Genomic DNA, 26,519 nt, shown 5'->3' with positions numbered 1-26,519 from the left:
GCAGGCGTTGGGAGAGTATCTGACGCTCACCCAGGAACCCCGATGTGGACGCCCGCCGCCCGCGCCGAGCTTGCGCGCGAGAGCCTGCCCTATGCAACCTGCCTGAGCGATGCCGAATGGACGGTGCTCGCGCCGCTACTACCTGCACCGTCCAGCACAGGCCGCCCATGGCGCTGGCCCGTGCGCGCGATCCTCGACGGCATCCTGTACGTGCTGCGCACTGGCTGCGCGTGGCGGCACTTGCCACTGGACTTCCCGCCCTGGAGCACGGTGCATCGCTGGTTCTTGCGCCTGTCGCAGACAGGCGTATTCGAGCGCCTCGCCCACGCTCTCACGATGGCCGACCGGGAGCGGGTCGGACGCGAGGCCAGCCCGACCGGCTGTGTCATGGATGCGCAAGCGGCGCGCTCGGGCGGCGTGGGGGTGGCAGGTGAGCGCGGTTACGATCCAGCCCGGCGGGTCGTCGGGCGCAAACGCCACGCGCTGACCGACACAGACGGCCGCCTACTCGTGGCTGGCGTTTCATCCGCTGACCTGCACGACAGCCACGGCGGCATCGCCCTGTTGCGGGCTTCGCGCGGGCTATTCCCTTTCCTGACGCACTGCTTTGCTGACCGCGCCTACAGAGGTGAGCGCGTCGGCAGGGCCACGGCCATCGTGGTCGAGATCGTCGAGGCGGAAGCCGGGCAGAAGGGCTTTGCCGTTCAGCCCAGGCGATGGGTGATCGAGCGAACATTCAGTTGGATCAGCCGCTGCCGCAGGCTCGCGCGCGACCACGAAGCGACCCCGTCCTCCGCGCTCGCCTTCTTCGTGCTCGCTGCGGCCATGATCCTCGTCAGGCGGCTCGCCAGAGCGTTATGAAACGGGGTCTCAGACTGTCGATCGGCGACCGCAGGTCATTCGTTCGTGCAGCCCTGGTGCACGATGTCGGCAAAACGAAAATTCCGTTGGAGATCCTGCTTAAGCCGGGCGCTCTCACCGCCGAAGAAATGAAAGTGATGCGGGCTCATGCTGCTCTCGGACACGAGATGCTGCTGGCCTCGGGAATGACAGACAAGTTCGCACTGGCTGTGACGCGTCATCATCACGAAATGCTGGACGGTTCGGGCTACCCGGATGGGTTGAGCGGCGCCGCGATCTCCGATCCTGTCCGGCTCTTGACGATCTGCGATATCTACGCGGCCCTGACCGAGGACCGGCCTTACCGTGCGGCAATGAGCCAAGCGAAAGCTCTGGAGATCTTGAGGGGCATGGCGCCCGCCAAGTTGGAGCTCGCCCTCGTCGAAGCGTTCGCCGCGTCGCTAGCGGGCGAAGGCGCCGTCAGCCAAGCGGACAATATGGCACTATCCGGTCGGATTAATTCCGCAAATCGCGGAACGGCTCGCAGTTGAATCTAGAGCAGGCCGCTCACTCAACCAGAAATAGATCAGCCGATATTTTCTGATATAATCGGATAAGTACTGTATGTTTACTATATTTTATCTTTTGTGATTCAATATAGTCGCGCGCAACAGATCAAATAAACTTATTAGTCTTTCTCTGTGCGGGGTGTGCTCATGATCAGCTTCCGGACCAACGATGGCGCACAGCTCGTGGCGTTGAATCGCTCTCAAGCGGTTGCTGAGTTCAAGCCAGATGGCACGGTCCTATCCGCCAACCAGAATTTCCTCGATTTACTTGGCTACACGCTCGATGAGATCGAGGGCCGCAGCCACGCGCTGCTCGTGGAGCCGATCTTTCGAGACACGCCCGCTTACCAGAGCTTCTGGAACGGCCTGCGCCGTGGCGAATTTCAAAGCGGCGAATTTCGTCGGGTGACCAAGGACGGTCGCCAAGTCTGGATCCAAGGAACCTACAATCCGATCTTGGATCGCACTGGGCGCGTCGCCAAGGTGGTCAAGTTCGCCATCGACATCACCGCCGCGAAATTGCGCAGCTTGGAAGCGGACGGCCGCCTGGCCGCCCTCGACCGCTCACAGGCGATCATCGCGTTCGCCCTCGACGGGACGATCCTCGAGGCCAACAGCAACTTCCTTGCCGTCATGGGCTACCGCCTGGAGGAGGTCCTCGGACGTCATCACTCGATGTTCATGGACGAGGCCGAGGTGGCAAGCGAGGCTTACAGCGCTTTCTGGGCGGCTCTCGGCCGGGGCGAGTATCAGGCGGCTGAGTACCGTCGTCTCGCCAAGGGCGGGGTCGAGGCTTTCATCCATGGCACCTACAACCCGATTTCCGACGCCGATGGACGCCTCGTGAAGGTCGTGAAGTTCGCCGTCGACGTCACCGAACAGGTCCGCCGTCGCCAGCGCCGGGCTGAGGCACAGCGTGCGATCGGAAACGATCTCGACGCGATTGGCCAAGCAGTCGAGGACGTCACTCGGCAGACGAGCGGGGCCGCAAACGCCGTCGGGCGGATCTCGGGCGACATTCAACTGGTTGCCTCCGGTGCCGAGGAACTGGCGGCTTCGGTGGGCGAGATCAGCCAGCAGGTCACCAACGCTGCGCGGCTGACGGGTGAGGCCGTCTCTCAAGCAGAGCACACGACCAGCATTATCGAGGGGTTGACCACGCAAGCTTCACAGATCGGCGATGTCGTCGGTATGATCGCCGGCATCGCATCACAGACCAACTTGCTTGCGCTCAACGCGACCATCGAGGCGGCGCGGGCCGGTCCAGCTGGCCGCGGGTTCGCGGTCGTCGCAGCGGAGGTCAAGACACTGGCCGAGCAGACCGCACGCGCGACCGGGCAGATCGGAAAGCAGATCGCCGCGAACCAAAGCGCGACGCGTGAAGCGGTCGAGGCAATTGGCGCAATCGGAAACACGATCCGCCGGCTCGATGAGGTGTCGTCAGCGATCTCGGCGGCTGTCGAGGAACAATCTGCCGTCACTCGAGAGATGTCGGGCAGCATGCTCACCGCGTCGAACGGCGTAGCATCGATCGCGACTGGAATGGATCTCATCGCTCGGGCCAGCGAACGCGTCGACGGCGCTACGCGCCAAGTCCGGGACGTCGCCCGCGCCCTGGGTTGATCCCATCGCGGATTAGATTTCCAGGTCCGCTTTGCCGTGTCCGCGGTCAGCAACTCCAGCTCGGGCGCGGCGAGGTCGTCGGCGATCACCTCGTCGAGGACGCCCTTGATCCAGTCGAGCAGCGGGGCGAGGCCCTCCTCCTCGGCGAGCTCCTTCTGCGTGTCGGCCGAGGCGCGGTTCATCTGCCGGATCAGCGCCTGGGGCGAGATCGAGAAGGCGAAGCACACCACACGCGACAGCCACTCGTCGAACTCGCCCTTCAGCTGGGGCTCGCTGGTCTGGTGGAGCGCGACCTTGCCGGGCACGAAGCGGGCGCGCCGCCGAGCCGCCAGGTTGTCGGTGAAGAGCGAGTCCCAGTAGGTCTGGTAGGTCGCGATCTGGTCCGGGCCCCAGGTCTCGGGGACGCCGATCAGCGCGTCCGGTACGGTGCCGCTGGTGAAGTACTCCAGCGTCATCACCTGCCGGCGCAGGGCGATGTTGACGGTGGTCATCACCTGCTCGACCGGCGAGAAGCCGTAGACGCGGTCGGTGCGCAGGTTGCGCGGGCGGTAGAGCAGCTCGCGGGCGGTGTAGTTCACCGCCGGCAGGCCCTTCAGGATCTGCTGGTAGGCCTCGGGCCAGACGGTCTGGCCGCCCTGCACCCATGGCATCGGCACGCGGCCGTCCTCGGCCAAGATCGGCTTGATGGTGGCACCGTCGATCGGCTCCAGGGCGAGGAGATCGCCCGCGCGGGAGCGCTGCTTGAAAGTCGTCCAGGCATCGAGGACGAGCACGTCCTCCAAGCCCATGCGCAGCCAATCGGTCCAGGGGTGGATGCCGTCAGGTTTGGCGAGAAAGGCCGTGACTGCCGCGGCCTTCGCGGCGGCCGGTTTCCCGCTGTCGCGCGACTTGATCGCCCACTTCATCCGGGCGGCCTGGTCCTTCCGTGTCTCGATCACGAGCCGCAGCAGGTCGTAGCCGTCGGCGAGCCGGCGCAGCTGCGCGAACGAGACCGGCTCGTAGGCCCGCGCGGTCGTGTTGAGGTTGTAGCCGGTCGGGTAGTCGAAGCGGCGGCCGGCTATCTCTGCTGGTGCGGACGGGCGCATCGGCGCGGACGGACCGAACCAGCCCAAGCCCTTGCCGGTCGTCGAGCCGGAGCTTCCATAATTGAGGGTGTAGGCCAGCGGCGCGAGCGAGACGCCCGCCACTCCGCCGCGAGACGGTGAGGCCAAGTGCGCTTGCCCCTTTCAAAATTAGATTGCTGAAGCGGCGGGAGGAAGACTTGAGCGCCGCCAATGCCGGCATGGCCGGTGAAATCGCCCTATGAAGGTCAGGATCGGTTTTATTACTGCTATAAAAATCATAAAAACCACAAATTATGAGACTAAGTCTGATATGATCTTCGCACCTGAGTGCGCATATGCATTGTAATGGGCTTCTATAACGTCGATCTCGGAGCAGACTCGTCAGAAAGCGGATGCCTTCAAGCTTTCAAGCCGACTACTCCAAAAGGTTGTGATAGGCGTAAAAAGCTAGCTGGACAACCATAGGTTTGTCGTATCCTACTGCTGCCGCAAACACGGATTTATGACAGAGCTCTTTTGGAGCAGAGGAGTTGTTTGTGGCGAGAAGGGGCGGCTATAGACATTTGATATTTTTGATTGATGGAACTTGGCTCTGGCCAGGAAGTGATAGCACACTTAATGTGTATTCAAATGTGTATCACTTAAATAATCTAATCGAAGAAAAGGGAAAGGATGGACAGGCGCAGATTGTATTTTATGCGAGAGGTTTAGGCGGGGTCGACGGACTTAGAAGATACACGGCAGGCGGCTTCTCATATGGAATCGATGAGCTTGTCTCGGATTTGTATTTGAATTTGTGCTCTAATTACGAAAAAGGCGACAAGATATATATTTTTGGCTTCTCTCGTGGCGCAATCGTGGCTAGAGCTCTATCGGGAATGATTTCAAAAGGCATTCTCGATGCTCAATACATTAATAGACTTGAATCTGTCTGGAGAGCGTACGCCGGCGATAACGAAGTCATACTGCCGGGAGCTCCGCCGGAGGTGAAAATCGATACTTCGGGCGAATCAAATTCCTACTTGGAATTTTGCTCTGAACCACGCCCAAAAATCGAGTTTGTAGGCATTTTTGACTCCGTCTCCGGCGGACATGGCATCACTGAAATCGCTCAAAGATTACGCATTCGCGAGCGGAAGGTGAACAGCAGCGTCCAGAACGCTGTACAAATTCTCGCGATTGATGAAGCAAGAAATTTTTTTAAGCCGATATGTTGGACTGGACTGAAATCGTCAGATGATCCTAACGATAGTAGGCACTTCGAGCAAATATGGATGCCAGGCGTGCATTCTGATATCGGCGGAGCCTACCAAAACAGATTCATAGGAAATGTTAGCTTGCTAACAATGATCGACCGTGTCGATCATAAGACCAAGCTTGGAATTGATATTGATAGAGCAAGAAATGAATACAACATTCCCTTAGTTCCCGGATCATATGTCCACATACATAACGAGTACACCAAGCTTTGGCGTATTTTCTCACCGATACGTAAGAGTAGAGATTTGGATCTAGACATAGATCAACACATACATCCACTGGCAGAACTGCTGAAAGGGAAATCAATAAGATACAAAAACCATTTAGAGCAACATTTCTATAAGCTGCCGCCAGGATTTGAATCACTTAAGCCTTGTGTCGAGTTCCACACAACCCATTTCAAAGGCGTCAAAGAATTAGTCGGGTGACGGCATTATAAAATTACGTCGCGGAATCCGATTGCTCTGAGGTACTTTGCGTCTTTCGCTGACGCTCGTATATGTCCATTGCGGTCGGGCTGGTAGGTGGCACCGGATAATCCAATCACGGTGCCACTCTCCGGCGGTATTATAAGCAAAGCCTCGCGCTCAATGGTGCTTGCCGGCGTGGACTGCTCAATCTGCTGACCACCAACCTTCAACAGCTGTATTTGCTGTCGGCGGTAGTACTCTATCAAGCCCTCGCCGGGCAACACACCCGCCAGCTCGTTGAACGCGTCTGCGGCTGCGTCCACCTGGTCGTCGTGGCTGCCGGCCGGGAACATCCCCAGCTCCTCCAGGAACGCCTCGTTCCAAGCACCGCGCAGCAGTAGCACGTTGCCGACCTCGACCTGGCTGGAGAGCGGCTTGGCGCGCACCTCCTTCGCGCCGGTCGGCGCCACCGCGCTGACGATGAAGCCCGCGAGCGCCGTGACGTAGTCCTCAGCCTGCGCGATGCCGGCCTGCCCCGCATCCTTTGGGATGCGGATGCCCACAGAAGCCCCGTCCTGGCCGGCGGTGTTGATCAGCCTCTGGCGCACCTTGCCTGGCGTCTCGCGCACGCGGACAACGTCGGCGATGTAGAACCGCTTGTCCGCCCCGCGGCCCATCTTCACGCCGACGGTCCAGTCCGGATCGGCGCCGGGCCGCTTCTTCGTGCCGGCGAAGTCCCAGGCGCGCACCCACTTCTCGATCGGCGGGAGCGCGTCGACGATCCCGAACCCCGCCCGGTCGAACAGCCCGCCCTCGCGCGGGGCAGGCCGCTGCTGGAACTGGCCCGCCACCGCGTAGGCGCCGAGCGGGACCTTGTCGCGCTCGACCACCGACCGCGGGAAGCGCTCGGGGAACAGCAATTCGCCGTCGAGCGTGCGCGGGTCGGCGAAGATCGGCGTCCGGCAGGCGCGGTCCGGCTCGAACTCCATCGGCAGCATCAGGTGGACGTAGCCCAGGCCGAGCCGCAGGATCTCGCCCGAGACGTCGCGCTCGTGCAGGCGCTGCATGATCACCACGATTGCCGAGCGCGCCGGATCGTTGAGGCGCGTCGTCACCGATTCGCGGAAGATGCGCAGTGTCCGCTCGCGCTCGGTCTCGCTCTCGGCCGTCTCGGTCGAGTGCGGGTCGTCGATGATGACCCGGTCGCCGCGACCCGCGGTCAGCGAGGCGAACGGCATGCCCTCGCGCGAGCCGGTCGCCGTGTTGGCGAACGAGATCTCGCCGGCGCGGGACAGCGCGACGTGGGGCCAGAGCGCCCGGTACCATTCGCTCGACACGAGGTCGCGCATGCGCCGCGCGTCGCGCTTGACGAAGTCCTCCTTGTACGAGGTGGTGAGATACCGCAGGCCCGCGAGGCCGCATGGCCCCCATTCCCAGGCTGGCCAGAACACCGAGACAATGAGCGACTTCATCGTACCCGGCGGGACGTTGATCAGCAGCCGGTTCTCCAGGCCGAGGGCAAGGAGGCGCCCGTGGGTGATCGCCTCGAGATGCGCGCAGAGCGCCTCGATGTGCCAGCCATGCACGTAGGGCTGGTTGGGCTCCAGGACGTGCCAGGCCTCCTGGACGAAGCCGGCGAGCGACGCGCTGCGGGTCCGAACCCGCTCGCGCTCGGCCCTCTCGCTACGCCGCGCCTGCTCCGCCCGGATCGCCGTCAGCAGCTGCGCCGGCGGCGGCAAGCGGACCGAAGAGAGCGGCGAGCGCGGCCAGTTGCTCATCGGTTGCGCCCGTGAGGTCGACCGCGATCGGACCGCCGCCGACGCCGCCGTGCTCGTGCGCCTGGGTCGGCTTGCCGTAGCCGCGGTCGAGGATCTCCCGGATCGCCGCGACCGCCGCGCCCTCTGGCGTCTTCGCGTTGCTGGCGATGGCCACGAGGCGCGCGACCATCCTCGGGCCGTGCTCCTGGCAGAGCGTCTTGATCTCCGCCGTGGCCTTGTTGCGCGCGCCCTTCGGTCGTCCACGGGGCATCGAATTTCCCAGGTTATTTTATTCGGGGTCGCGGCGGCGAGATTCGGGGCACTATGGCTCTGCGGAGCTGAGTCAGCCGATCGAGCGCACAATCCGGGCTGTGCATGTCGCGCGTGGGCAAGTCGTCCCGACGCTGACACGTGATCCGGTAGTTCCGGCAGGCGCACCCTCCACCGAGCGCAGCTCACGATCCGGCCGTCCACGGCCGGAATAGACTCAGATCCGGCTTTCCAAGTCAAGCCGCAACCGGATCGCCAAGTTGGTCGGGTGTGAATTCGACCGGCGTCGCGCGGCCGAAGAGGCTGACCTCCGCGCGCACGAGCCCGTTGCTGAGAACATCCTGGACCTCGGCGAAGAACGACATGAACGGCCCGTTCAAGATCCGGCGCAGCTCGCCGACCTGAAGCAACGCGGCATCCCGGCGCCGCTTCGCCCGGTCCGTCTCGTCGACGCCCGCGATCCGATCGGACAGCGCCTGCAGGACCGAGCCCGGGATCTCCAGCGGCGCGCGCCGACCGAGCACGTCGATGACGTGGCGGCTGTCGAACAGCGGCTCGGTCCACCGTCCGGCGTGACGGTCTCTGTCGAGCCCGACGAACAGGGCCGAACAGCGATTCCGACCACGTCGCCGGGTTCTCGCGGAATCGGGCGATCCAGGTCCGCAGGTCGGCCTCGGGCCAGCGCAGGCCGCCGGGCAGGTCGATCATCTCGTCGGGCGGTACCGGCGCTGGCGGCACGGCGGAGAGGCCCTGCGCGGCGCGGCTCCGGCGCTGGGCGGCCACGCACTCGGCGACCGCGTTGGCCAGCAGCGCCCATGTCCGGATCGGCACGCGGCGACTGACCGCGAGGTCGAGTATCGCCGGGACGATCTCCCGCTCGAGGTCGAGGCCGTCCGCCTCCAACCGCGCCATCGGGCCCACGACGGGGTCCAGGCACCAGCCCGGTGGCAGGGCGGTCCGGCACCGGTGCTCGACCCGGTCGAAGTTCGCCCGGTTGTTCCAGGGCGGCGCGCCGGCCGCGCGGGGTACAGGATCACAGGCGGCCGCCGGTATATCTTTCTTCTTCCCTTCTTCTTCCCCTTCCCTTGGTGAACGTAACAATCCGCGCGTGGCGACCGTGACGGTATCGTCACGTCGATCGTCGCGTGGGTCGTGACGTTGATCGTGACGACCATCGTTACGGTCGGCCGTTTCGTTGAGAAGATTGAGTTTTTCGCCGTCGGGCGGGGTCTTCTCCGGATCACTCTTGCGCTGACGAGCCCGCGTGGCCGCGGCGGTCCGCTCGCGCCGCGCGTCCTTCGCGTCCGCGGCGCGCAGCACGTCCTCGCACAGGACCCGGTGATAGTAGCGGCCGTCCGCGCACAGGACGAAGCCGCGCAGGGCCATCGTCCGCACCTTCTTCCAGCGCGGGCCCGCCCCGGAGAAGGCGGCGAGCAGCCGGTCGTCGTCGGGCAGCGAGCCCGCTGGGCGCTGACGCCAGGCGTGGCACCACAAGGCGACCGCGGCCTTGAACTCGTCGCCGGTCGAGAGCGCCCACAGCTCCGAGTGGAACAGCCGGTCCGTGTGCAGCAGGAAGCCGTGGATCCCGTCCACGTCGATGTCGGCCGGCACCAGCGGATCGGGCAAGGGCGTGGACGCGGCGGAATGCTGGCTCATAGCGGGCCTCGTGCAGTCTGGGCGATGGCGGAGGCGGCCACGTCGCACCACAGGTCGAGCGTGGGGCAGGGGCCGGAGCGGTTCTTGGCGAGGATGAGCTCGAGGGCGTTCTGCCGCTCGATCAGGCGCGCACCGATCTCGGGATCGCCGCCGGAGGCCTTCAGCTGGCGTTCGAGGTAGTAGGCCTCGCGGTAGAGCATCAGCACCGCGTCGGCGTCCTGCTCGATCTCGCCGGAATCGCGCAGGTCCGCGAGGTTCGGGCGGCGGTCCGCCCGGTCCTTGGCCTCGACGGCGCGGTTGAGCTGCGTCAGCAGCACCACGCAGATGTCCTCGGCCTTGGCGAGCTGCTTCAACCCGCCGGTGATCTCGCCGATCTCCAGCACCCGGTTGCCCTGATACCGGTCCGAGACCTTGATGAACTTCAGATAGTCGATGAACACGACGCCCAGCGGGATGCCGTGCCGGGCGAGGCGCCGCTTCTCGAGCTTCACCGCCGCGGCGATCTGCGCGAGGCTGACGGTGGGCTCGCAGGTCAAGGTGAGGTGCAGGCGCGCGAACCGCCCCATGGCGTCGTCGAGACGCGCCATCTCTTCCTCGTCGAGGTCGACGGCCGCCATGATCCGGCCGAACGGCAGCGGGCGGTTGTGCCGGTAGGACAGGTCGGCGAGGTAGCGGGCCATCTGCTGGTCCCGCGTCACCTCGCACTGGAAGGCGAGGACGCCGGCCGCGCGGGCGGCGAGGCGGCTGAGCGTCGTCATCGCCACGGTCTTGCCCATGCCGGGACGCCCGGCGAGGATCCAGAGTTGGCCGCGCTGGAACCCGCCGTTGGTTGCGCGGTCGAGGTCTGGCAGGCCCGTTGAGATCGCGGTGGAGCGGAGGAGCCCGGAGCGTAGGCCGCCGATCCGCTCGCGCATCCAGGCGGCGGACTGCGCCGCGCTTTGTGCCGTCGAGCCCAGGCCGGGCTCGGCGTTGACGAGGTCGAGCAGGCGGGATTCGGTGATCTCGATCAGGTCCCGGGGTGCCTGCTCGACCGGGGCCTCGTAGGCGCCGTTCACCAACTCCTCGCCGATGGTGATCAGCCGGCGGCGGACGGCGAGATCGTGGATCGTGCGGGCGTAGGCGCTCGCATTGATCACCGTGGTCGCGTCGGAGGCGAGCCGCGCGAGGTACTGAATGACCGTCTGACCGCCGAAATCGGCATCGCCCAGATAGGTCTTCAGGGTGATCGGCGTGGCGACGGTTCCGGCGCAGATCAGGGCACCGGCGACCGCGAAGATCTTGCGGTGGGCCTCCTCCATGAAGTGCTCCGGCAGCAGGAAGTCCGCCACGCGGTGATAGGCGTCGTTGTTGACTAGGATCGCGCCGAGCAGCGCCTGCTCCGCGTCGACGTTGTGCGGGGGTGCCCGGTATTCCGGCCGGATCGCCTCAAGGCGCGCGGTGATCGCGTTTGGGAGGCTCATGTGTCCGACCTCCGAAGGCCCGCCGGCGGCCCAACAATCTTGAGCGAGATCTCGCGGCCGAGCAGGGCGCCACCGCTCACGCAATCATTGCCAGCAGGGTGAGCCTCTTCGCAGGTCGGCGGCTGGCAGATTTCGCGCCGGCCTATCAAGATGATCCCGACACGTCCGATCGGATCCGTGAGTCGATCGGTTGCAAAGCGGCTGCTTTCGGAGGCCTCGACATGATCAGCAAGCCGGATATCCACCCGCTGGCCGGCTTTCAGATCATCCCGCTGCCGGGACCCGGTGGGCCCTACGTCGTGGAGATCACGGGCAGTCGCGCCGAGAACGTCAACCCATCGTCCGAACCTGTGATGCATACTATCGGCATGCGCACGAAACAGGCGCGTTCCTTGGCCGCCGCACTGCTCGAGGTGGCCGAGACAGCCGAGGCGATGGCCGCGGAGTAGCCGTTTCCCCATCGGCGCGAGCGGGGCCAAGGTCACGCGATCGTCCGCGTCTCGGCGTCGCGAGCTGTCCGGCTGCAGGCCGAGTGAGCACCGTCTTGCGGCGCCTCACGGATTGAGCAGGTGTTCCAGTCGACGGCGCGCTGCGGCGGCGATGCGATATCTAAAATCAGCGCTGACCGGCGCGCGGCGTGAACGATCTCGGAGGGAGCTAAGCGCGTGCTCATGCGGCGACTCCAGAGGGGCCGCCGTCAAAGTCATCGACCATGCCCCAGAGGCTTGGCGAGGCTGCTCGTCCTCGCCGCGCCAGAGCGCGGTTCAGCGCCAGGAAGGTATCGGCTGGAAATCGACCGCGTGCGGCCTCCCGCCAGTTCGAGACTGTCTTCGGCTTCGCGCCGACGATCTCGCCTGTCGGGCCATTTCCGCCGAGCAGGTCGATCACCGCATCGGTGGTTCGGAGGAGGGGGGGCGGCTCGTGCATGCCCGCAGTTTGTCCACAATACGTGGATTGGTCAAGTCCACAAAACGTTTCTAGCCACGGAACGTGGACGGACGCATTGTGTGGCTATGCCCGAGAGAAGCGATGCGCCGGAAAGTCAGGAGTCGATCGGCCGCCGCCTGCGCGAGACGCGCGAGGCGCTGGACCTATCACCGCGAGAATTTTACGAGGCGGTGGGCTTCTCCAAGACGCAGCTCGAAAATTACGAGGCGGGCCGCCGGCTGATGAAGCCGGCCATGGCCGTTCTCGTGATCAATGCATTTCCGAATGCCAAGCTAGACTTCAACTGGATCTATCACGGCGACCTGGCTGGGACCTCGCACAGCTTCGCGCAGCGAATACTGGCCCAGCGCAGCTCCGATCGGGCAGCCTGACCTCAGCTGACGATCTTAAGTTCGCGCTTCGTCGGCTCCGCGCACGCCTCATCCTCGCCGGAATGAAGATAGTTGGTCACCAGCCAACGCGCGTGCTCAATAATTGCGAGCGCCTTTTCCTTATCGCGAGGCAATTGGATGGCTATCTGCAAACCAAGCGCCTTGATGTTGTGATCAGCGTGGCTAAGTTGCCCCTTCTTATTCGACATGACGCAACCCCCATGTAGCCTTTGATCTTAGTTTGTCTGCGCTGATGGCACCAGAGGGTAGCGTCTGGGCAGTGGAAAGACCTGAACCGCGGCAAGCTCATCCACGTTTCGTGGACAAGTTGCTTGATATGTCCACGAAACGTGGATATCTTGCCTCGTCGCCTCAGCGATGGAGCCGCGGATGTCCATCTCCCCCACCCGACACCCCTGCACCGACAATCTCCGGCATCCGTCCGACTACTGGGTCACCGCGCTCGACGGCGCCTGGGCCGTCCGCAGCACCCGCGGGCTTGAGGCCGAGGGCTTCGACTGCATCGCGGCCGCACGCCATTGGATCGAGGAGCGTGAGGCCGAGGAGGCCGACGAGCTGGCGGCAATCGCGGATTGTGAAGCCGACCAGATCCGCGAGGCCGCCTGACCATGACCGGCCATGCCTTTGATCACCTGACCCTCGAGGAACGGCGTACTCGACTGGACGCGCAGGCGGCCGTCCTCGCCAACCAGCAGGCGGCCCACCGCTTCGCACTCCAGATCGCGCCGGCCGACCGGGCGGCCGCCGAACGCGTGCCACGCGAGGAGCGCCTCCGCTCCACCGCGGGCTTGCGCGGGAGTCCCGTCTTGCCCCTGTCCGCTTGGCGCGGCCGGTCCGGCCGCCGCTACGTCGTGCGGGTCCTGCCGATCCGGAAGATCGACGCCGACGAGCTCTGCGACGCCGCCGTGATCCAAGTGTGTCGGCACGCCTCCGGTCTCGCCGAGATCCGCGGCGTCTCGATAATCGGGACCGTCGCTTCGGCCCGCGCCCTGATCGCCGGCTTGCCGGCCGACGTGACCGAGCTGCATGCGCACCGGCTCGCCGAATCCGACGCTGAGCGCGCCGCCATCCTGGCCGACCTCGGCACCGTGGCGCCCGCGAGGCGCCGATGACCGCCAGCAGAGAACGAGGGGAGGGCAGCCGATGAGCCAGCCGCAGATGCAGATCGCCGCCCTGGAGGTGTCGTCCCAGGCCGTGACGGCGACCGTGCCGTCCGAGGGCGCCACGGTCCTCTCGATCATCGAGCGGATGGCACGCGACCCGAACATCGATCCTGATCGGGTCGAACGGTTCCTCGTCATGGCCCGGGAGGACCGGGCCGAGCGGGCACGGGTGGCCTTCATCGCCGCCATGGCAGCCTGTCAGGCCGAGCTGCCCCGCGTCCTGCGCGACGCCCGGAACACGCATTCCGGTGCTCCCTACGCGCGCCTGGAAACGATCGCCCGTGCGACGCAGCCGATCATCGCCCGGCACGGCTTCTCGCTGTCCTTCGACACGCAGCCGTCCCTGATCGCCGGGCATCTGAGGATCCGATGCACCTGTGCGCATGCCGCCGGGCACGAGCGGGACTATTATCTCGATTTGCCTCCCGACACGGCCGGCACCCAGGGCCGGGCCAACAAGACGCCGATCCAGGGCATCGGTGCGACCATCACATACGGGCGCCGCTACCTGGTCCTGCAGGTCTTCAACATCGCTCTGACGAACGATCCGGACGACACCGATGGGGCGCCCGCGGCGGACGGGTCGGAGGACGTAATCTCGGATGCCCAAGCCGAGACCCTGCGCAACCTTCTCACCGAGCACGGGATCGCCCCGGCCAAGTTCCTGCGCGTCTTCAAAGTCGAGAGCGTGCCGGACCTGCCGGCGGCGCTCTACGGCGAGGCCCTGGCCGCCATCGAGCGCGCCGTCGCCCGGCGCGCCCGGGGGGAGGGCCACTGACATGGCCGAGATGATCCAGGGCAGCCCCGAGTGGCTGGACGCCCGCTGCGGCAAGGTCACCGCCTCGCGCGTCGGCGACGTGCTGGCGCTGCGCAAGGACGGCAAGCCGCGGGCCGAGCGCGAGTCCTACCTGATGGAGCTCGTCGGCGAGCGGCTGACGGGCCTCGCGACGCAGCACTACCTCACCGCCGCGATGCTCGAGGGCTCGGAACGGGAGCCGCAGGCCTGCGACGCCTACGAATTCCTGTACGGCGTCGACACCGCGAAGGTCGGGTTCGTGGACCATCCGACGATCGCCATGGCCGGGGCCAGCCCGGATCGGCTCGTCGGCGCGGACGGCCTCGTCGAGTTCAAGTGCCCGACACTGCGCACGCACTTGGAGACGCTGCTGTCCGGCGAGATCCCGGAGGACCATCTGCCGCAGATGCGCTGGCAGATGGCCTGCACGGGCCGGACGTGGTGCGACTTCGCTACCTGGCATCCGAGCGTGCCGCCGGCTCTGCGGCTCTGGGTCAAGCGGCTGCACCGGGACGAGGCGGAGATCGCGCAGGATGAGGCGGCCGTGCGCAACTTCCTCGGCGAGGTTGAGGCGCGAGTCTTACGGCTCCTAGCCATCGGTTGTGCGGAGGCGGCATGATCATGGCCGTGATTGGCACCAATACTGGCGAAGGTTTCGCCATTTTCGAACTCGCCGATTGCGCCGAGCGCGAGGTCCGCCAAAGGCAGCAGGTCTATCCGCGCCTCGTCGGGTCCTCGCGCATGACGCAAGCCTTCGCCGATCGCCAGACAGCGCTCATGCAGGCGATCGCGCGCAAGCTCCGTGCGGAAGCCGATGCCGAAGGGGCGAGCGGAGATCTGTTCGCAGAAACGCCGGAGGTCTGCCATGTGTGAGCGCGTCCGCCACCGGCAGCACGGCACCGAGTACGAGGTGCTGGGCGTGGCCGAGCTCCAGATCGCCTATGCCCCCGTCATGGAGGGCAGCAAGCTCGTCGTATACCGTGGCGAGGATGGCAGGCTCTGGGCTCGCGAGGTAGGTGAATTCCGTGACGGCCGGTTCGAGACGATCAAGTCCGCCCCCGACCTTGAGCTAATCGCCCGGATCCTCGAATGCGCGGCCGAACAGACCGAGAAGGATGCGGTCAGGCACCCGTCGAACGAGCGCGCCTTCGAGCAGACCCGACGCACCGCCACATACCGCAGCTTGGCCGCCGCGCTGCGCGAGTTGAGGTCTGGAGGCGTGCGCCATGGGTGAGATCACCCAGCCCCTGGCATACAGGCCGAAGGATGCCGCCGCCGTACTCGGCGTCAGCCGTTCGACGATTTACCAAATGATCGCCGACGGCCAGATCGCGGCCCGGAAGCTCGGGGCCGCGACCCTGATCCCTCATTCCGAGCTGGCGCGCGTTCTCGACGGCGCGGCCTTGTCGGCCGCCACGAAGGCCGCCCAGGCGTCCATCAAGTGACGGCGCTTCTCTAGTGCGTCGCCGCGGCGGTAGGCGCGCTCCGTCTCGTCGCCGACCAGGTGCGCAAGTGCGACCTCGGCCAGCTCGCCGGGGAAGTCGGTCTCCTCGGTCACCCAGTCCCGGAACGATGATCGGAATCCGTGTACGGTGAACCCGTTGGGGTCGGCCCCGCGCAGGAACATGGCCAGGGCCATGTCCGAGAGCGGCGTACCCGCCCGTGAGGGGAAGACGAGATCCGAAGGCCCAGCGCCGTCGGGCCGGACAGACGCCAGGATCGCGAGCGCCGGTGCAGACAGCGGCACGCGGTGCAGCCGGCCGGCCTTCATTCGCTCGGCCGGAACGGTCCAGAGCGCCGCGGCCATGTCGACCTCGCCCCAGATCAGTCCGCGGGTCTCGCCGGACCGGGCGGCCGTCAGAATCGTGAAGCGCAGCGCGAGCGAGGAGAAGCTCGTCCGCCCGGCCGAGACCGCCGCGTAGAAGGACGGCACCTCGGCGTAGGGCATGGCCTTGTGATGGCCGCGCGTCAGCTTGCGCGATCGGGGCAGCAGCACGTCGAGGTGGCCGCGCCAGCGGGCCGGATTCTCGCCGGACCGGTGGCCACCGACGCGGGCCGCGTCCAGCACACGCTCGATGCGGCCGCGGATCCGGCGCGCCGTCTCGGCCTTCTCATGCCACATGGGCCGGAGCACCGTGAGCACGTCGTCGGTGCCGATGTCGGCCACGGGCATGCTCCACAGGCTCGCGGCCTGGACCTCCAGGGTCTGGCGCCATTGCGTGCGGTGCGTGGCGTTCCGCCAGGTCCTTTCCCGATCGGCCATGTATGTCTCGGCCACTTCGGCGAACGTCACGGGCGCCGGTGGGGGAGGGGGCGCGGCCGCCGCTATCCTGGCTTCGATCGGGTCGATGCCCTCGGCGATCAGCGTCCGGGCGGCCGCGGCGAGCTCGCGCGCCCGGGCCAGCGAGATCGCGCTCGCCGAGCCGAGCCCCATCTCGCGGCGTCGGCCCGGCATGCGGTAGAGCATAACCCAGCGCTTCGATCCGCTGGGCTCGATCACGAGGTAGAGGCCGCCGCCATCGGCGTGCCGGCCGGGCTCGCTCAGCGCCTGGACCTTGCGAGCCGAAAGGCGGTTGATTTCGCGCGCCATCTACCCCACCAGCCACCCCACCATTCGACACCGATTGCGGCGGATCGGGGCGGACACCGATGGAATTTATTCCCGCCAACGCCCTATCATCGCAAGGGAAAATCGACGGCGCTGGACGCTGGTGGATCGAACTTCGGCAGACACCCCTTCCGCCAGCGGGTTTCGGTTGTGGCGGCCAACGCATTCCCCGGGGAGGGGCGGTACCGTCATCGGATCGAGGCGCAGACCGGGATCGAGGGCGTACGAAAAGGCCGCTTCCGGTTGGAATGCGGTCGTCTCCGATCGAGGCGCTGGTTCCGGGGGGGCGGCACCGCGCGCGTCGATCTGGCGACAGAGGGCGATGCGTCCGCGCAGGGTCGAGATTTCAACCACGTCCAGACGAGTCGCGCCGGCAAGCTGCAGAAAGGCGGGCGATGATCGGCCTTTTGACCCCTGTGTGCTTGCCCAGATCGGATGGCTTGGTGCTGCTGCTTTTTGTCAGCAGCAAAATGATCTCGGGAAACGGATTTCGAGCACCGAGCCCGTTGAATCCAAAAATCTATGCGTCGGCCGATCATAGTCTGCGCTGAAACTCAGGCATTGAGACGTCTGTAGACCTCAATCGCGTCGTTGATGTCTTCGTAGACGATTGCCCGCCCGTTCAGCAGCACGATGCCTTGGGTACACCACTCGCGGAGCTGCTCCATCGAGTGGGAAATCATGATGATGTCGGCATTCTTGCGACGGGCGGAGAAGACTTCGTCACACCGCTTGGAGAAGCGCGCGTCGCCGACCGAGGTGAGCTCGTCGATCAGGTAGGTCTCGAACGGAATTGCCATACTCATGCCGAAGGCGAGCCGTGCGCCCATGCCCGATGAGTAGGTGTAGATCGGCTGCTCCAGATAGCTCCCGAGTTCCGAGAAATCCTCCACGAAATCAAGCACTTTCCGCGGATCCTCGCCGTAGATCCGAGCTACGAACATGACGTTGTCGCGGCCGGTCATCTTGGGATGGAATCCGCCCGCGAAGCCGAGCGGCCACGACACACGCCGGCCTCTATAGACCTTGCCCTTGGTCGGTTCCTCGGTGCCCGCCAGGATCCGCATCGTCGTCGACTTGCCGGCACCGTTGATGCCGAGGATGCCGTAACAGATACCTTGCTTGAGGGTGAAGGATGCCCGGTCCAGGACGATTCGCGGCGCGCCGTTGGCGCGGTAGATTTTCGTGACGTTCTCGAATCGGATCACGGGACTGCTCGTACGGCAAAGCGGCCTGATGGTCTTTGGGTCAGAGGTAGAGCACCTGAAGGTGGCCAAAACGGGGAATGACGGCGGTCGGGTCAAGCCGTTGGCGTTCCCCCCGGGACCGCCCCGATCGGCACCGGTCATTCGGATCTGCGCCCGGTGTCTGGGCCGCCCGCTTGGGGACCGCATGCGGCAGCGTGGGCCGTTCGTATGCCTCCAGAGGACAAAAGGCCCTGGCTCGGCCGGCGCCGAGGCCAGTGCGCCGGAACCTAGCGCGCAGGCCGCCTCAGCCTGCTTCAGCGACGGCCCTGCGACGCGGCCCGTGGGGGTAGCCGGGGACAGGCGATCGTAATCGCCGCTGGGCCAGGTGGCGATGCGCCGGAATCCATCTCGCGGCGGAATCGGGTCATCCCGGTCTGTCCCGGCAGCGTTCGGCCATGGGGAGAGGATGGCTTTCGCGGCCTGTGGCCCTTTACGCCCGCCGCAGCAGGCTGGGCATCCGCAACTCCGAGGCGCGGCTGCGCGGTGAAGGATGGCGTGATCCGGACAGGCGCGGCTCCACCTGACCGATCTGATCGAGCAGGAGCGGGCGAGCGAAGTAATAGCCCTGCGCGCAGCGGATCTGCGTCGCCCCGAGAAGATAGGCGACCTCCTCGTAGGTCTCGACGCCTTCGGCCACCACCGACATGCCGAGCGCCGCACCGAGCGACTCGATCGCCTTCAGGACGATCTGGCTGCGCGGTCGCTTGTCGATGTCGGTGATGAAGGAGCGATCGATTTTCAACTCGTCAGCGGTGATGTCCGCCAAGGCCGACAGCGACGAGTAGCCGACGCCGAAATCGTCGATCGAGACCCGCGCTCCGATCGCCCGGATCCGCGGGAGCACGTCGCGCTGAAAGCGGCCCGCCGTGAAGAAGGCCTCCTCGGTCAGCTCCAGGACGAAGCGCTCCGCGAGCCCGGTCTCGCCGAGTGAGGCACAGAAGGCGGTCATGAAGGGCACATCGCAGGCCTGCTTCGCGGCGATGTTGAGGCTCACGGTGACGTCCGGGCCAAACACCTCATCGATATCGGGCATCGACCGAACGGTCTCGGCCAGGACTTGGAGCGTGATCTCGTTGATCAGGCCGAGCTCGATGGCGAGGGCGATGAAATCGCCCGGCGCCTGGATCATGCCGAGTTCGTCCCGCCAGCGCAGAAGCACCTCGACGCCGGTGACGGCATGGGTGCGCATGTCGACCTTCGGCTGAAACGCGCAGCAGAAGCAGCGGTCGCGGATCGCCAGCCGGAGCCGCTGCTCCACAGCCATCCGGGCCGTCGCCGCCTGGCTCATCGCGTCGTCGAACAGGCTGACGCCGCCCTTCAACTCGCCCTTCACCCGGTACATGGCGTTGTCGGCCTGCCGGGCGAGGACCTCATAGGTGTCGCCGTGGTCCGGGAACAGGCTCACGCCGATGGAGGCGGAGGCGAAGATCTCGTGCCCGTCGATGAAGAACGGCTGCTTGAGCCGCTCCGAGATGGCGCGCACGGCTGCCAGCGCGTCGTCCCGATCGAGGACGGGATCGAGCAAGAGCACGAACTCGTCGCCGCCGATGCGGGCCAGCAGGTCGCTCGGGCGCAACGTCGCGCGGATCCGGTCGGACATCTTGCGCAGCAGGGCGTCGCCCGCGGCGTGACTGTAATAGTCGTTGATGTGCTTGAAGTTATCGAGATCGATGAAGGCCAGGGCAAAACGGTCCCCGGGTCGTGATCCGGCCAGGACCTCGGCGATGCTTTGCTCGAACATCGTCCGGTTGGGAAGCCCGGTCAGGGCGTCGATGAAGGCCTTGGTGATCAGCTCCCGCTGAATCCTGTGATGACGCGTGACATCGGTGACCGTGGTGAGCGTGAAGCTGCCGTGATCCTCCGCGATCGGGTGGGTGTGCACCTCGACGACACGATCGCCGATGGCCTCGACATGCGCGGCCTCCCGAGACGAGCCCGCCGCGGCGGCGAGCGCGTGGACGGCCCTGTCGCCGAGAGCGCGCGCGGCGGCATTGGCCAGGGTGCACCCTCCCTGCTCGTCGAAGACCACGACGCCCACGGGGAGCGTCTGGATCACGGCTTCGAGCAGGGTCTGAGGCGTCGGGGAAGTCGGGGCGCTCATACTCCGCCCTGCTGCCAGAGCGGCGTGGCAGCGTGTGGTCCGGCCTGCGAGACGGTGTCGCCGGCCTCGAGGGGACGGCGGAGCAGCCGACGATGCACGTGATCAAGCGCTGCGCCCTGAGCCCCCTCCGGACCCGTCTCGCGTCCGAGGCGCACGGCGCCGATCGGATCGTGGTCTTGGCCGCCGACCTTGTTCATGGTCGCGCCCCGCCACCGCTCCACGACGGCACCGATGAAGCCGGCGCCGGCGACTGCCGCGCCGTCCCCCGCCGCGGCGCCGCTCGTGTCGTTGCGCGGCTGGCGGATCGACGGGAGGCGCCGGAACGTCATCCGGACCGGGATCGGAACGCCTTCACCGAAGGCAATGACCTCGCCCGTCCCGAGCGACGGGATGAAGGTGAGCAGGTTGCTGGCGTCCGATACCGCTGCGGCCAGGAAGGCCTGATCGCGCGCGTTCGTCATCCGCATGGCGAACAGGGTGCTGCATTGCGACATGATGGTCGCGTCGAGTTCGGCCGGACGCTGCGTGACCAAGCCCAGATGGACGCCATGTTTCCGGCCCTCGCGGGCGATCCGCGACAGGGCGCGGCGGGTCGGCGTGAAGCCGACGGAGCGATCGGCCGAGGCGAAGCGATGCGCCTCCTCGCACACGAACAGCAGCGGGATCGCGCCCTCGCTCCAGATGCCGAACTCGAACGCCAGGCGGGACAGGACGCAGACGACGGCGTCCACCACCTCGCTCGGCAGGCCGGCGAGCTGCATGATCGTCATCGGCCGCCCATCCGGATCGAGGCGGAACAGGTGCGCCAGGATCTCGCCCATCATGTCGCCGCCGACATTGGCGTTGTCGAACATGAAGCCGTGCCGCGGATCGTTCCGGATCGCCTCGATCCGCGTGATCAGACGGTGATAGTGCATCCGGGAGACGCGATTCTCCAGCCGGCCCATCCGCTCGTCAATGAGGGCAATCAGGTCCTGGAGCACGTAGGGCACGGGCGTGTCGATCGTGTAGCCGCCGGCCTTGCCGAGTGTCCGCTTCACGATCTGCCGGTCGCTCGCCTCCTTGTACTGGGCGTACTTGCTCTTCGCGAGCGGGATGACTTCGGCGAGGATCTCGATCTCCTCGTCCACGGCTGGACGCCCGCCGTAGATCACGTCGGCGATCTCTTCGAGGTTGAACAGCCAGAACGGCAGCTTGAGCGTCCGCGGGTTGATCACGCTCGCGCGGTCGCCGAAGCTGGCGGCGTATTCATTGTGTACGTCCAGCAGGAAGATGCGCACTGCCGGCTTGGCGCGCATCACCTCGTCCAAGATGATGGTCACGCCGCTCGACTTGCCGACCCCCGTGGCGCCGAGAACGGCGAAGTGCTTGGAGAGAAGGTCGTCGAGTTTGATGCAGGCGGGGGTTTCGGGGTCTTGGTAGAGCGCCCCGACGGCCGCCGTGTTGGCCACAGACACTTGGTGGACGATTCGCAGTTCGGAGGGGGACAGCAGCTCGACCGTGTCGCCGATCGCCGGGTAGCAGGTCACGCCCCGGCAGAATCCAGGCACCCCATTCGTCTCAATGATCTGGCCGAGCAGGTCGAGGCTCGCAAAGGCCCCGGGTTCTCGCCCGCGCTCGTGGGCCGAGGCCAACGTCGTGACGATGCCCACGAGGATGGCCCCACCCGCACGGATCCGGACCAGATTGCCGACCGTGACCCTCACGCTCGGTCGCCCGTTCCGGAGCCCGAGCTCAAGATGAACCTTCGACCCCTCGATGGAAGTCACAGACCCCATCTGCGACGCGGACTCGTCGTCCCGGAACGTCCCGTCGCCGCTCAGCATCATCCGCGCCCTGCTCTGAAACAGAATCGACACGATACTGCAGGGTGGTCATTAAAGTTCTGACAAAGGAATTCGCGCAAAAGCGTAATGCTTAACCGATGCTTTTTGTCTCAGTATTATCGCCCAGGTTGCGCGCGTCCTGTGCATCGGCTCGGGGTACGGGCGGCCGCCACCCTTCGCGATCTCGGTGTCTCAGGGATTCCGGGTATTGGACGCAGCTTGAAAGCCGGCCACCTCACCGAGAGTACAGAATCGGACGGTGCGGTCGATCGCGGATGTCGGGCGCGCTGCTAGGCGGCCTGCCCGTCGCCGAAATGCTCACGCATCCAGCACTCGCCGGAAATGCGGGCTCCGTTCCGCGTTACGAAGGCGTAGGGCGACTTTTCGACGACCGTGCCGCCGTGGCTGCGGATGATCCAGCGGAAGCACCGCGGATCGTCCCTGCACGGGACGATTTCGACCGTATGGGAGTGCATTGTTTCGATCGACATAGAGCAGTAACGCCGCAGCGCAGCAATCCGCTCCATGCGACGATCGCGGACGGTTACCGAACCGCGCGGGCCCGCACGCGATTTGCGCCGTCTTGCCGCGTCAGACCATATCGCGCCGCGATCCGGGCCGAACCCGTCGACCGGATGCTACACCGGCACCGAGCAACAGGAAGTCTGCATGCCGATCAAGGCCATCAATGACCGCAAGAAGCTGTCCAGCGATTTCAACGAGGCCAACGACGCCTTCATCGACGAGGTGCTGAACGCGCTCCAGGGCGGACGCATTCCCCTCGATCTCGCCCGCGCCTATCTCGCGCATCCCGTGGCAATGATGCACACCGACGGGGCGCAGGCTGTCGCCAACTACTTCGAGCGCATGCTGGCCCAGCGACCGAATATCGACTGGACGCCGGGGAGTTGATGACGGTGTCGCTGAGTCGAGGAGAGGACGCGCGGATGACCATCGAAGAGATCGAGGAGCTGAACCGGGCCCGCGCCGCGCTGGCGCGTCAGCGGAATGCCATCGCCCGGCGCCTGGGCGGTCTCGACGTGGCGCCGATCTCCATGGCGGAGGATCTCACCCGGACGCTGCTCGCCATCGAAGCCGTGGATCGGGCCCTGGTCGATGCGGGCCAGCCCCATATGGACATCGGCCCCAGGCCGGAGGCCTAACCGACTCCGGCGCGTCAGCCCTCGCGGAGCCTTGCGCCGAACTCCCGGGCGGGCGTACAGGCTCGGGTGCTCTGAGGAGACCCGACGATGTCCGACCGCCTGCCCGGCTTCAACACGCTGGCGATCCATGCGGGCGCCGCCCCCGACGCCGCCACGGGCGCGCGCGCCACGCCGATCTACCAGACCACCAGCTTCGTGTTCGACGATGTCGATCACGCCGCGTCGCTGTTCGGGCTCCAGGCCTTCGGCAACATCTACACGCGGATCACCAACCCGACGAACGCGGTGCTGGAGGAGCGCATCGCGGCCCTGGAAGGCGGGACCGCCGCCCTGGCGGTCGCCTCCGGCCACGCGGCCGAGTTCCTGACCATGCACGCCCTGATGCAGCCGGGCGACGAGTTCGTGGCCTCGAACAAGCTCTACGGCGGGTCGATCAACCAGTTCAATCACTCATACAAGAACTTCGGCTGGTCGGTGGCCTGGGCCGACAACGACGATCCCGCCTCCTTCGAGGCGGCGATCACGCCGCGCACCAAGGCAATCTTCTGCGAATCCATCGCCAATCCCGGCGGCGTCATCACCGACATCGCGGCGCTGTCGCAGATCGCCAAGAAGCACAACATCCCGCTCGTCGTCGACAACACCATGGCGACGCCGTACCTGATCCGGCCCTTCGAGCACGGCGCCGACATCGTCGTCCATTCGGCGACGAAGTTCCTCGGCGGCCACGGCAATTCGATCGGCGGCCTGATCGTCGACGGCGGCTCGTTCCAATGGGCGGGCGACGCGCGCTACCCGATGATGAGCCAGCCGCGGCCGGAATATTCCGGCATGGTGCTGGCCGAGACCTTCGGCAATTTCGGCTTCGCCATCGCCTGCCGGGTGCTGGGCCTGCGCGACCTCGGTCCGGCGCTCTCGCCGTTCAACGCCTTCCTGATCCTCAACGGCATCGAGACCCTGCCGCTGCGCATGCAGCGCCATTCCGACAACGCGCTAACGGTGGCCACCCATTTGTCCAAGCACGAGGCCGTGTCCTGGGTGAGCTACCCGGGGCTGGAGACCGATCGTTACCATGCGCTGGCCAAGCGCTACACGCCGAAGGGCGCCGGTGCCGTGTTCACCTTCGGTCTGAAGGGCGGCTACGAGGCGGGCGTGAAGCTGGTCTCGAACCTCCAGCTGTTCTCGCACCTCGCCAATATCGGCGACACCCGGTCGCTGATCATCCATCCGGCCTCGACCACGCACCGCCAGCTCACCGACGCGCAGAAGACCGCCGCCGGGGCGGGGCCGGAAGTGGTGCGCCTGTCGATCGGCCTGGAAGATCCGGCGGACCTGATCGACGATCTCGACGCCGCGCTCGAGGGCTGACACGGTCCCGCGCCACGAGCCGGCTCCGCCGTCGTCGCGCGCGCGGCGCGGCGACCGATGGCAGCGGGCACTGGGTCAGCGTCGCACGGCTGGTTTGCTCCGCGACGCTCGCAAAGGCGGGGACGCCACGGTGCCGGCCGCCGCGCTCCGGCGCGACGGCCCGTGGGACGCTCAGAACGCGTCCGCCGCCAGCGCCATCGTGCTGTCCGCACCGGCCTTGATGCGGGTCAGGCGCAGGGCAGTCTCCGGCAGCATCCGCTCCATGTAAAACCGGCCGCTCGTCAGCTTCGACTCCCAGCGCGGGGAGGGCGCCTCGGCATGCTTGGCCTGGGCGGCCTTGGCGATCCGCGCCCACATGTAGCCCAGGGCCACGAGGCCGAAGAGGTGCATGAAGTCGGTTGCGCCGGCCCCGGCATTGTCGGGCTTGGCGAAGGCGTTCTGCATCAGCCACATCACCGCGCCCTGGAGATCGTTCAGCCCGGCCTGAAGCGGCTGGGTGAACGGCGCCATCGCGGGATCCTCGCCGTGGTCCTTCAGAAAGGTCTGGACCTCGCCCAGGAAGGTCATCATCGCCCGGCCGCCATCCTTCGGCAGCTTGCGGCCGATCAGGTCCATCGCCTGGATGCCGTTGGCGCCCTCGTAGATCATGGCGATGCGGGCATCGCGCACGAACTGCGACATGCCCCATTCCTCGATGTAGCCGTGGCCGCCGAGCAGCTGCTGCGCCTCGACCGCATTGGCGAAGCCGCGATCGGTGAACACGCCCTTCACCACCGGCGTCATGAGGCCGAGATAATCGTCGGCCGCCTGCCGCTCCCGGGCATCCTCGGAACGGTGCAGGATGTCGGCCTGGAGCGCCGTCCAGAGCATGAGGGCGCGGGCCGCTTCATTGAACGCGCGGATCTGCATCAGCGTGCGGCGCACGTCCGGATGGACGATGATCGGGTCGGCGGCTTTGTCGGGCGCCTTCGCGCCGGTCAGCGCCCGGCCCTGGAGGCGATCCTTCGCGTAGGCGGCGGCGTTCTGGTAGGCGACCTCGGACTGCCCGAGCCCCTGGACGCCCACGGCGAGCCGCGCCTCGTTCATCATCACGAACATGGCGTTGAGGCCGCGGTTCTCCTGGCCCACGAGCCAGCCGGTCGCGCCGTCGTAGTTCATCACGCAGGTGGCGTTGCCGTGGATGCCCATCTTGTGCTCGAGGGAGCCGCAGGACACGCCGTTGCGCGCGCCGAGGGAGCCGTCGGCGTTCACCAGAACCTTCGGCACCACGAAGAGCGAGATGCCCTTGGTGCCGGCGGGGGCCCCCTCGATCCGGGCGAGGACGAGGTGGACGATGTTCTCGGCGAGGTCGTGCTCGCCGGCCGAGATGAAGATCTTGGTGCCGGTGATGCTGTAGGCGCCGTCGCCGTTCGGCACGGCCTTGGTCTTGAGCAGCCCGAGATCCGTGCCGCAATGCGTCTCGGTCAGGTTCATGGTGCCGGTCCAGGCCCCTTCGACCATCCTGGGCAGATACAGCGCCTTCTGCTCCTCCGTGCCGTGGACCAGCAGCGCCGCCATCGCGCCCTGCGTCAGACCGGGATACATGCCGAAGGCGAGGTTCGCGCCCGAGGCGAATTCCTGGATCGCGGTGTTCAGCGTGTGCGGCAGGCCCTGGCCGCCATAGGCTTCGGGCACCGAAAGTCCCATCCAGCCGCCGCTCGCATAGGTGTCGTAAGCGGCCTTGAAGCCCGTCGGCGTACGGACCGTGCCGTCGGCGTCCCGGCGACAGCCCTCCAGATCGCCTGTCCGGTTGATCGGGGCCAGGACCTCCTCGGCGAGCTTCGCGCCCTCGCGCAGGACGGCCTCGATCACATCGGGTGAGGCATCGGCGAAGCCAGCTAGGTTGTCCCGGGCATGAAAGCCGAGCACATCGGTGAGCAGGAACAGCGTGTCCTCAACCGGAGCGCGATACTGCGGCATCTCTGGCTTCCCCCGTCTGGTGCAGGCCCCTCGACACGG

General features: G+C 66.0%; 28 protein-coding genes and 2 pseudogenes. 16 read left to right on the top strand and 14 right to left on the bottom strand.

Features of this window, described 5'->3' with window-relative positions; all coding sequences use genetic code 11:
• Nucleotides 1–42: 42 nt before the first annotated feature.
• From PQI07_RS04405 to PQI07_RS04395, 3 genes are all read left to right on the top strand, one after another.
• Nucleotides 43–861 (top strand): IS5 family transposase, encoded by an 819-nt coding sequence (locus PQI07_RS04405; RefSeq protein ID WP_053622656.1) that lies wholly within the window; start codon nucleotides 43–45, stop codon nucleotides 859–861.
• On the top strand, nucleotides 858–1,391 hold the full coding sequence (locus PQI07_RS04400; protein ID WP_274926125.1) for an HD-GYP domain-containing protein: 534 nt from the start codon (nucleotides 858–860) through the stop codon (nucleotides 1,389–1,391). The genes PQI07_RS04405 and PQI07_RS04400 overlap by 4 nt, the downstream gene beginning before the upstream one ends.
• A gap of 165 nt (nucleotides 1,392–1,556) precedes the next feature.
• Nucleotides 1,557–3,032: a methyl-accepting chemotaxis protein gene (locus PQI07_RS04395; RefSeq protein ID WP_274926124.1), complete on the top strand. Its 1,476-nt coding sequence runs from the start codon at nucleotides 1,557–1,559 to the stop codon at nucleotides 3,030–3,032.
• Between the two features lie 101 nt (nucleotides 3,033–3,133).
• Here PQI07_RS04395 and PQI07_RS37705 read toward each other — a convergent pair.
• A pseudogene (locus tag PQI07_RS37705) lies at nucleotides 3,134–4,117 on the bottom strand (phage portal protein); the annotation flags it as partial.
• A gap of 515 nt (nucleotides 4,118–4,632) precedes the next feature.
• On the opposite strand from PQI07_RS37705, the gene PQI07_RS04385 reads away from it, so the two are divergent.
• Nucleotides 4,633–5,784 carry a T6SS phospholipase effector Tle1-like catalytic domain-containing protein gene (locus PQI07_RS04385; RefSeq protein ID WP_274926122.1) on the top strand — a complete coding sequence of 384 codons (1,152 nt, stop codon included), beginning with the start codon at nucleotides 4,633–4,635 and terminating at the stop codon, nucleotides 5,782–5,784.
• Nucleotides 5,785–5,789: 5 nt separating this feature from the next.
• Here PQI07_RS04385 and terL read toward each other — a convergent pair whose 3' ends face one another.
• The 5 genes and pseudogenes from terL to PQI07_RS04365 all read right to left on the bottom strand — a co-directional run bounded on the left by terL (nucleotide 5,790) and on the right by PQI07_RS04365 (nucleotide 10,909).
• Nucleotides 5,790–7,544, bottom strand: a complete 1,755-nt coding sequence (terL, locus tag PQI07_RS04380; protein ID WP_274926121.1) for a phage terminase large subunit — start codon at nucleotides 7,542–7,544, stop codon at nucleotides 5,790–5,792.
• Entirely contained in the window at nucleotides 7,450–7,794 is a 345-nt protein-coding gene (locus PQI07_RS04375) for a hypothetical protein (protein WP_274926120.1), read from the bottom strand. Before PQI07_RS04375 ends, terL begins: the two co-directional genes overlap by 95 nt.
• Before the next feature lie 235 nt (nucleotides 7,795–8,029).
• Nucleotides 8,030–8,317: a KOW domain-containing RNA-binding protein gene (locus PQI07_RS04370; protein WP_274926119.1), complete on the bottom strand. Its 288-nt coding sequence runs from the start codon at nucleotides 8,315–8,317 to the stop codon at nucleotides 8,030–8,032.
• An 811-nt stretch (nucleotides 8,318–9,128) separates the two neighbouring features.
• Nucleotides 9,129–9,449 (bottom strand): annotated as a pseudogene (locus tag PQI07_RS37845) (DUF1376 domain-containing protein); the annotation flags it as partial.
• Nucleotides 9,446–10,909, bottom strand: coding sequence for a DnaB-like helicase C-terminal domain-containing protein (locus tag PQI07_RS04365; RefSeq protein ID WP_274926118.1), 1,464 nt, complete (start codon nucleotides 10,907–10,909; stop codon nucleotides 9,446–9,448). The pseudogene PQI07_RS37845 and the gene PQI07_RS04365, both read right to left, overlap by 4 nt.
• 221 nt (nucleotides 10,910–11,130) lie before the next feature.
• Between PQI07_RS04365 and PQI07_RS04360 the strand changes: the two genes are divergently transcribed.
• Nucleotides 11,131–11,358 (top strand): hypothetical protein, encoded by a 228-nt coding sequence (locus PQI07_RS04360; RefSeq protein ID WP_274926117.1) that lies wholly within the window; start codon nucleotides 11,131–11,133, stop codon nucleotides 11,356–11,358.
• Between the two features lie 220 nt (nucleotides 11,359–11,578).
• Here PQI07_RS04360 and PQI07_RS04355 read toward each other — a convergent pair whose 3' ends face one another.
• Nucleotides 11,579–11,797 carry a hypothetical protein gene (locus tag PQI07_RS04355; protein ID WP_274926116.1) on the bottom strand — a complete coding sequence of 73 codons (219 nt, stop codon included), beginning with the start codon at nucleotides 11,795–11,797 and terminating at the stop codon, nucleotides 11,579–11,581.
• 125 nt (nucleotides 11,798–11,922) lie between these two features.
• Here PQI07_RS04355 and PQI07_RS04350 point away from each other — a divergent pair, with 125 nt between their 5' ends.
• A complete protein-coding gene (locus PQI07_RS04350) occupies nucleotides 11,923–12,228 on the top strand; it encodes a helix-turn-helix domain-containing protein (protein ID WP_274927683.1) in 306 nt (101 codons plus the stop codon).
• Nucleotides 12,229–12,230: 2 nt separating this feature from the next.
• Here PQI07_RS04350 and PQI07_RS04345 read toward each other — a convergent pair whose 3' ends face one another.
• Complete coding sequence (locus PQI07_RS04345) at nucleotides 12,231–12,437, bottom strand: hypothetical protein (RefSeq protein ID WP_274926115.1); 207 nt, start codon at nucleotides 12,435–12,437, stop codon at nucleotides 12,231–12,233.
• A 181-nt stretch (nucleotides 12,438–12,618) separates the two neighbouring features.
• Here PQI07_RS04345 and PQI07_RS04340 point away from each other — a divergent pair, with 181 nt between their 5' ends.
• Genes PQI07_RS04340 through PQI07_RS37700 form a run of 7 tightly spaced genes read left to right on the top strand, consistent with a single transcriptional unit; the run spans nucleotide 12,619 to nucleotide 15,653 of the window.
• Nucleotides 12,619–12,855: a hypothetical protein gene (locus PQI07_RS04340; RefSeq protein WP_274926114.1), complete on the top strand. Its 237-nt coding sequence runs from the start codon at nucleotides 12,619–12,621 to the stop codon at nucleotides 12,853–12,855.
• A gap of 2 nt (nucleotides 12,856–12,857) precedes the next feature.
• On the top strand, nucleotides 12,858–13,361 hold the full coding sequence (locus PQI07_RS04335; protein ID WP_274926113.1) for a hypothetical protein: 504 nt from the start codon (nucleotides 12,858–12,860) through the stop codon (nucleotides 13,359–13,361).
• Between the two features lie 31 nt (nucleotides 13,362–13,392).
• Nucleotides 13,393–14,190: an ERF family protein gene (locus PQI07_RS04330; protein ID WP_274926112.1), complete on the top strand. Its 798-nt coding sequence runs from the start codon at nucleotides 13,393–13,395 to the stop codon at nucleotides 14,188–14,190.
• A gap of 1 nt (nucleotide 14,191) precedes the next feature.
• Nucleotides 14,192–14,827, top strand: coding sequence for a lambda exonuclease family protein (locus tag PQI07_RS04325; protein ID WP_274926111.1), 636 nt, complete (start codon nucleotides 14,192–14,194; stop codon nucleotides 14,825–14,827).
• Nucleotides 14,824–15,081: a hypothetical protein gene (locus PQI07_RS04320; RefSeq protein WP_274926110.1), complete on the top strand. Its 258-nt coding sequence runs from the start codon at nucleotides 14,824–14,826 to the stop codon at nucleotides 15,079–15,081. The genes PQI07_RS04325 and PQI07_RS04320 overlap by 4 nt, the downstream gene beginning before the upstream one ends.
• Nucleotides 15,074–15,442: a hypothetical protein gene (locus PQI07_RS04315; RefSeq protein WP_274926109.1), complete on the top strand. Its 369-nt coding sequence runs from the start codon at nucleotides 15,074–15,076 to the stop codon at nucleotides 15,440–15,442. Before PQI07_RS04320 ends, PQI07_RS04315 begins: the two co-directional genes overlap by 8 nt.
• On the top strand, nucleotides 15,435–15,653 hold the full coding sequence (locus PQI07_RS37700; protein ID WP_342462143.1) for a helix-turn-helix domain-containing protein: 219 nt from the start codon (nucleotides 15,435–15,437) through the stop codon (nucleotides 15,651–15,653). Before PQI07_RS04315 ends, PQI07_RS37700 begins: the two co-directional genes overlap by 8 nt.
• On the opposite strand, the gene PQI07_RS04310 is transcribed toward PQI07_RS37700, so the two are convergent.
• The 5 genes from PQI07_RS04310 to PQI07_RS04290 all read right to left on the bottom strand — a co-directional run bounded on the left by PQI07_RS04310 (nucleotide 15,575) and on the right by PQI07_RS04290 (nucleotide 22,517).
• On the bottom strand, nucleotides 15,575–16,798 hold the full coding sequence (locus PQI07_RS04310) for a tyrosine-type recombinase/integrase (protein ID WP_274926108.1): 1,224 nt from the start codon (nucleotides 16,796–16,798) through the stop codon (nucleotides 15,575–15,577). The genes PQI07_RS37700 and PQI07_RS04310 overlap by 79 nt on opposite strands.
• Nucleotides 16,799–17,370: 572 nt before the next feature.
• Nucleotides 17,371–18,024 (bottom strand): ABC transporter ATP-binding protein, encoded by a 654-nt coding sequence (locus PQI07_RS04305; RefSeq protein WP_043346135.1) that lies wholly within the window; start codon nucleotides 18,022–18,024, stop codon nucleotides 17,371–17,373.
• A gap of 469 nt (nucleotides 18,025–18,493) precedes the next feature.
• Complete coding sequence (locus tag PQI07_RS04300; RefSeq protein ID WP_274926107.1) at nucleotides 18,494–20,164, bottom strand: putative bifunctional diguanylate cyclase/phosphodiesterase; 1,671 nt, start codon at nucleotides 20,162–20,164, stop codon at nucleotides 18,494–18,496.
• A complete protein-coding gene (locus tag PQI07_RS04295) occupies nucleotides 20,161–21,990 on the bottom strand; it encodes an ATP-binding protein (RefSeq protein WP_043346187.1) in 1,830 nt (609 codons plus the stop codon). Before PQI07_RS04295 ends, PQI07_RS04300 begins: the two co-directional genes overlap by 4 nt.
• A gap of 290 nt (nucleotides 21,991–22,280) precedes the next feature.
• Nucleotides 22,281–22,517 carry a hypothetical protein gene (locus tag PQI07_RS04290; RefSeq protein WP_085987611.1) on the bottom strand — a complete coding sequence of 79 codons (237 nt, stop codon included), beginning with the start codon at nucleotides 22,515–22,517 and terminating at the stop codon, nucleotides 22,281–22,283.
• 142 nt (nucleotides 22,518–22,659) lie between these two features.
• Here PQI07_RS04290 and PQI07_RS04285 point away from each other — a divergent pair, with 142 nt between their 5' ends.
• The 3 genes from PQI07_RS04285 (at nucleotide 22,660) to PQI07_RS04275 (ending at nucleotide 24,521) form a co-directional block, all read left to right on the top strand.
• Nucleotides 22,660–22,902: a hypothetical protein gene (locus PQI07_RS04285; RefSeq protein ID WP_043346132.1), complete on the top strand. Its 243-nt coding sequence runs from the start codon at nucleotides 22,660–22,662 to the stop codon at nucleotides 22,900–22,902.
• Between the two features lie 35 nt (nucleotides 22,903–22,937).
• Nucleotides 22,938–23,153: a hypothetical protein gene (locus tag PQI07_RS04280; protein WP_043380487.1), complete on the top strand. Its 216-nt coding sequence runs from the start codon at nucleotides 22,938–22,940 to the stop codon at nucleotides 23,151–23,153.
• 87 nt (nucleotides 23,154–23,240) lie between these two features.
• The gene (locus tag PQI07_RS04275) at nucleotides 23,241–24,521 is read left to right on the top strand and encodes an O-acetylhomoserine aminocarboxypropyltransferase (protein ID WP_053608749.1); all 1,281 of its coding nucleotides are present in this window, start codon (nucleotides 23,241–23,243) and stop codon (nucleotides 24,519–24,521) included.
• Nucleotides 24,522–24,692: 171 nt separating this feature from the next.
• Here PQI07_RS04275 and PQI07_RS04270 read toward each other — a convergent pair whose 3' ends face one another.
• Nucleotides 24,693–26,480 carry an acyl-CoA dehydrogenase C-terminal domain-containing protein gene (locus PQI07_RS04270; RefSeq protein ID WP_274926106.1) on the bottom strand — a complete coding sequence of 596 codons (1,788 nt, stop codon included), beginning with the start codon at nucleotides 26,478–26,480 and terminating at the stop codon, nucleotides 24,693–24,695.
• Between the last annotated feature and the right edge of the window lie 39 nt (nucleotides 26,481–26,519).

This window comes from Methylobacterium sp. 092160098-2 (assembly GCF_028920805.1).
In the GTDB taxonomy this organism is placed as follows: domain Bacteria; phylum Pseudomonadota; class Alphaproteobacteria; order Rhizobiales; family Beijerinckiaceae; genus Methylobacterium; species Methylobacterium fujisawaense.
This window is presented reverse-complemented; position numbering and strand designations above follow the sequence as displayed.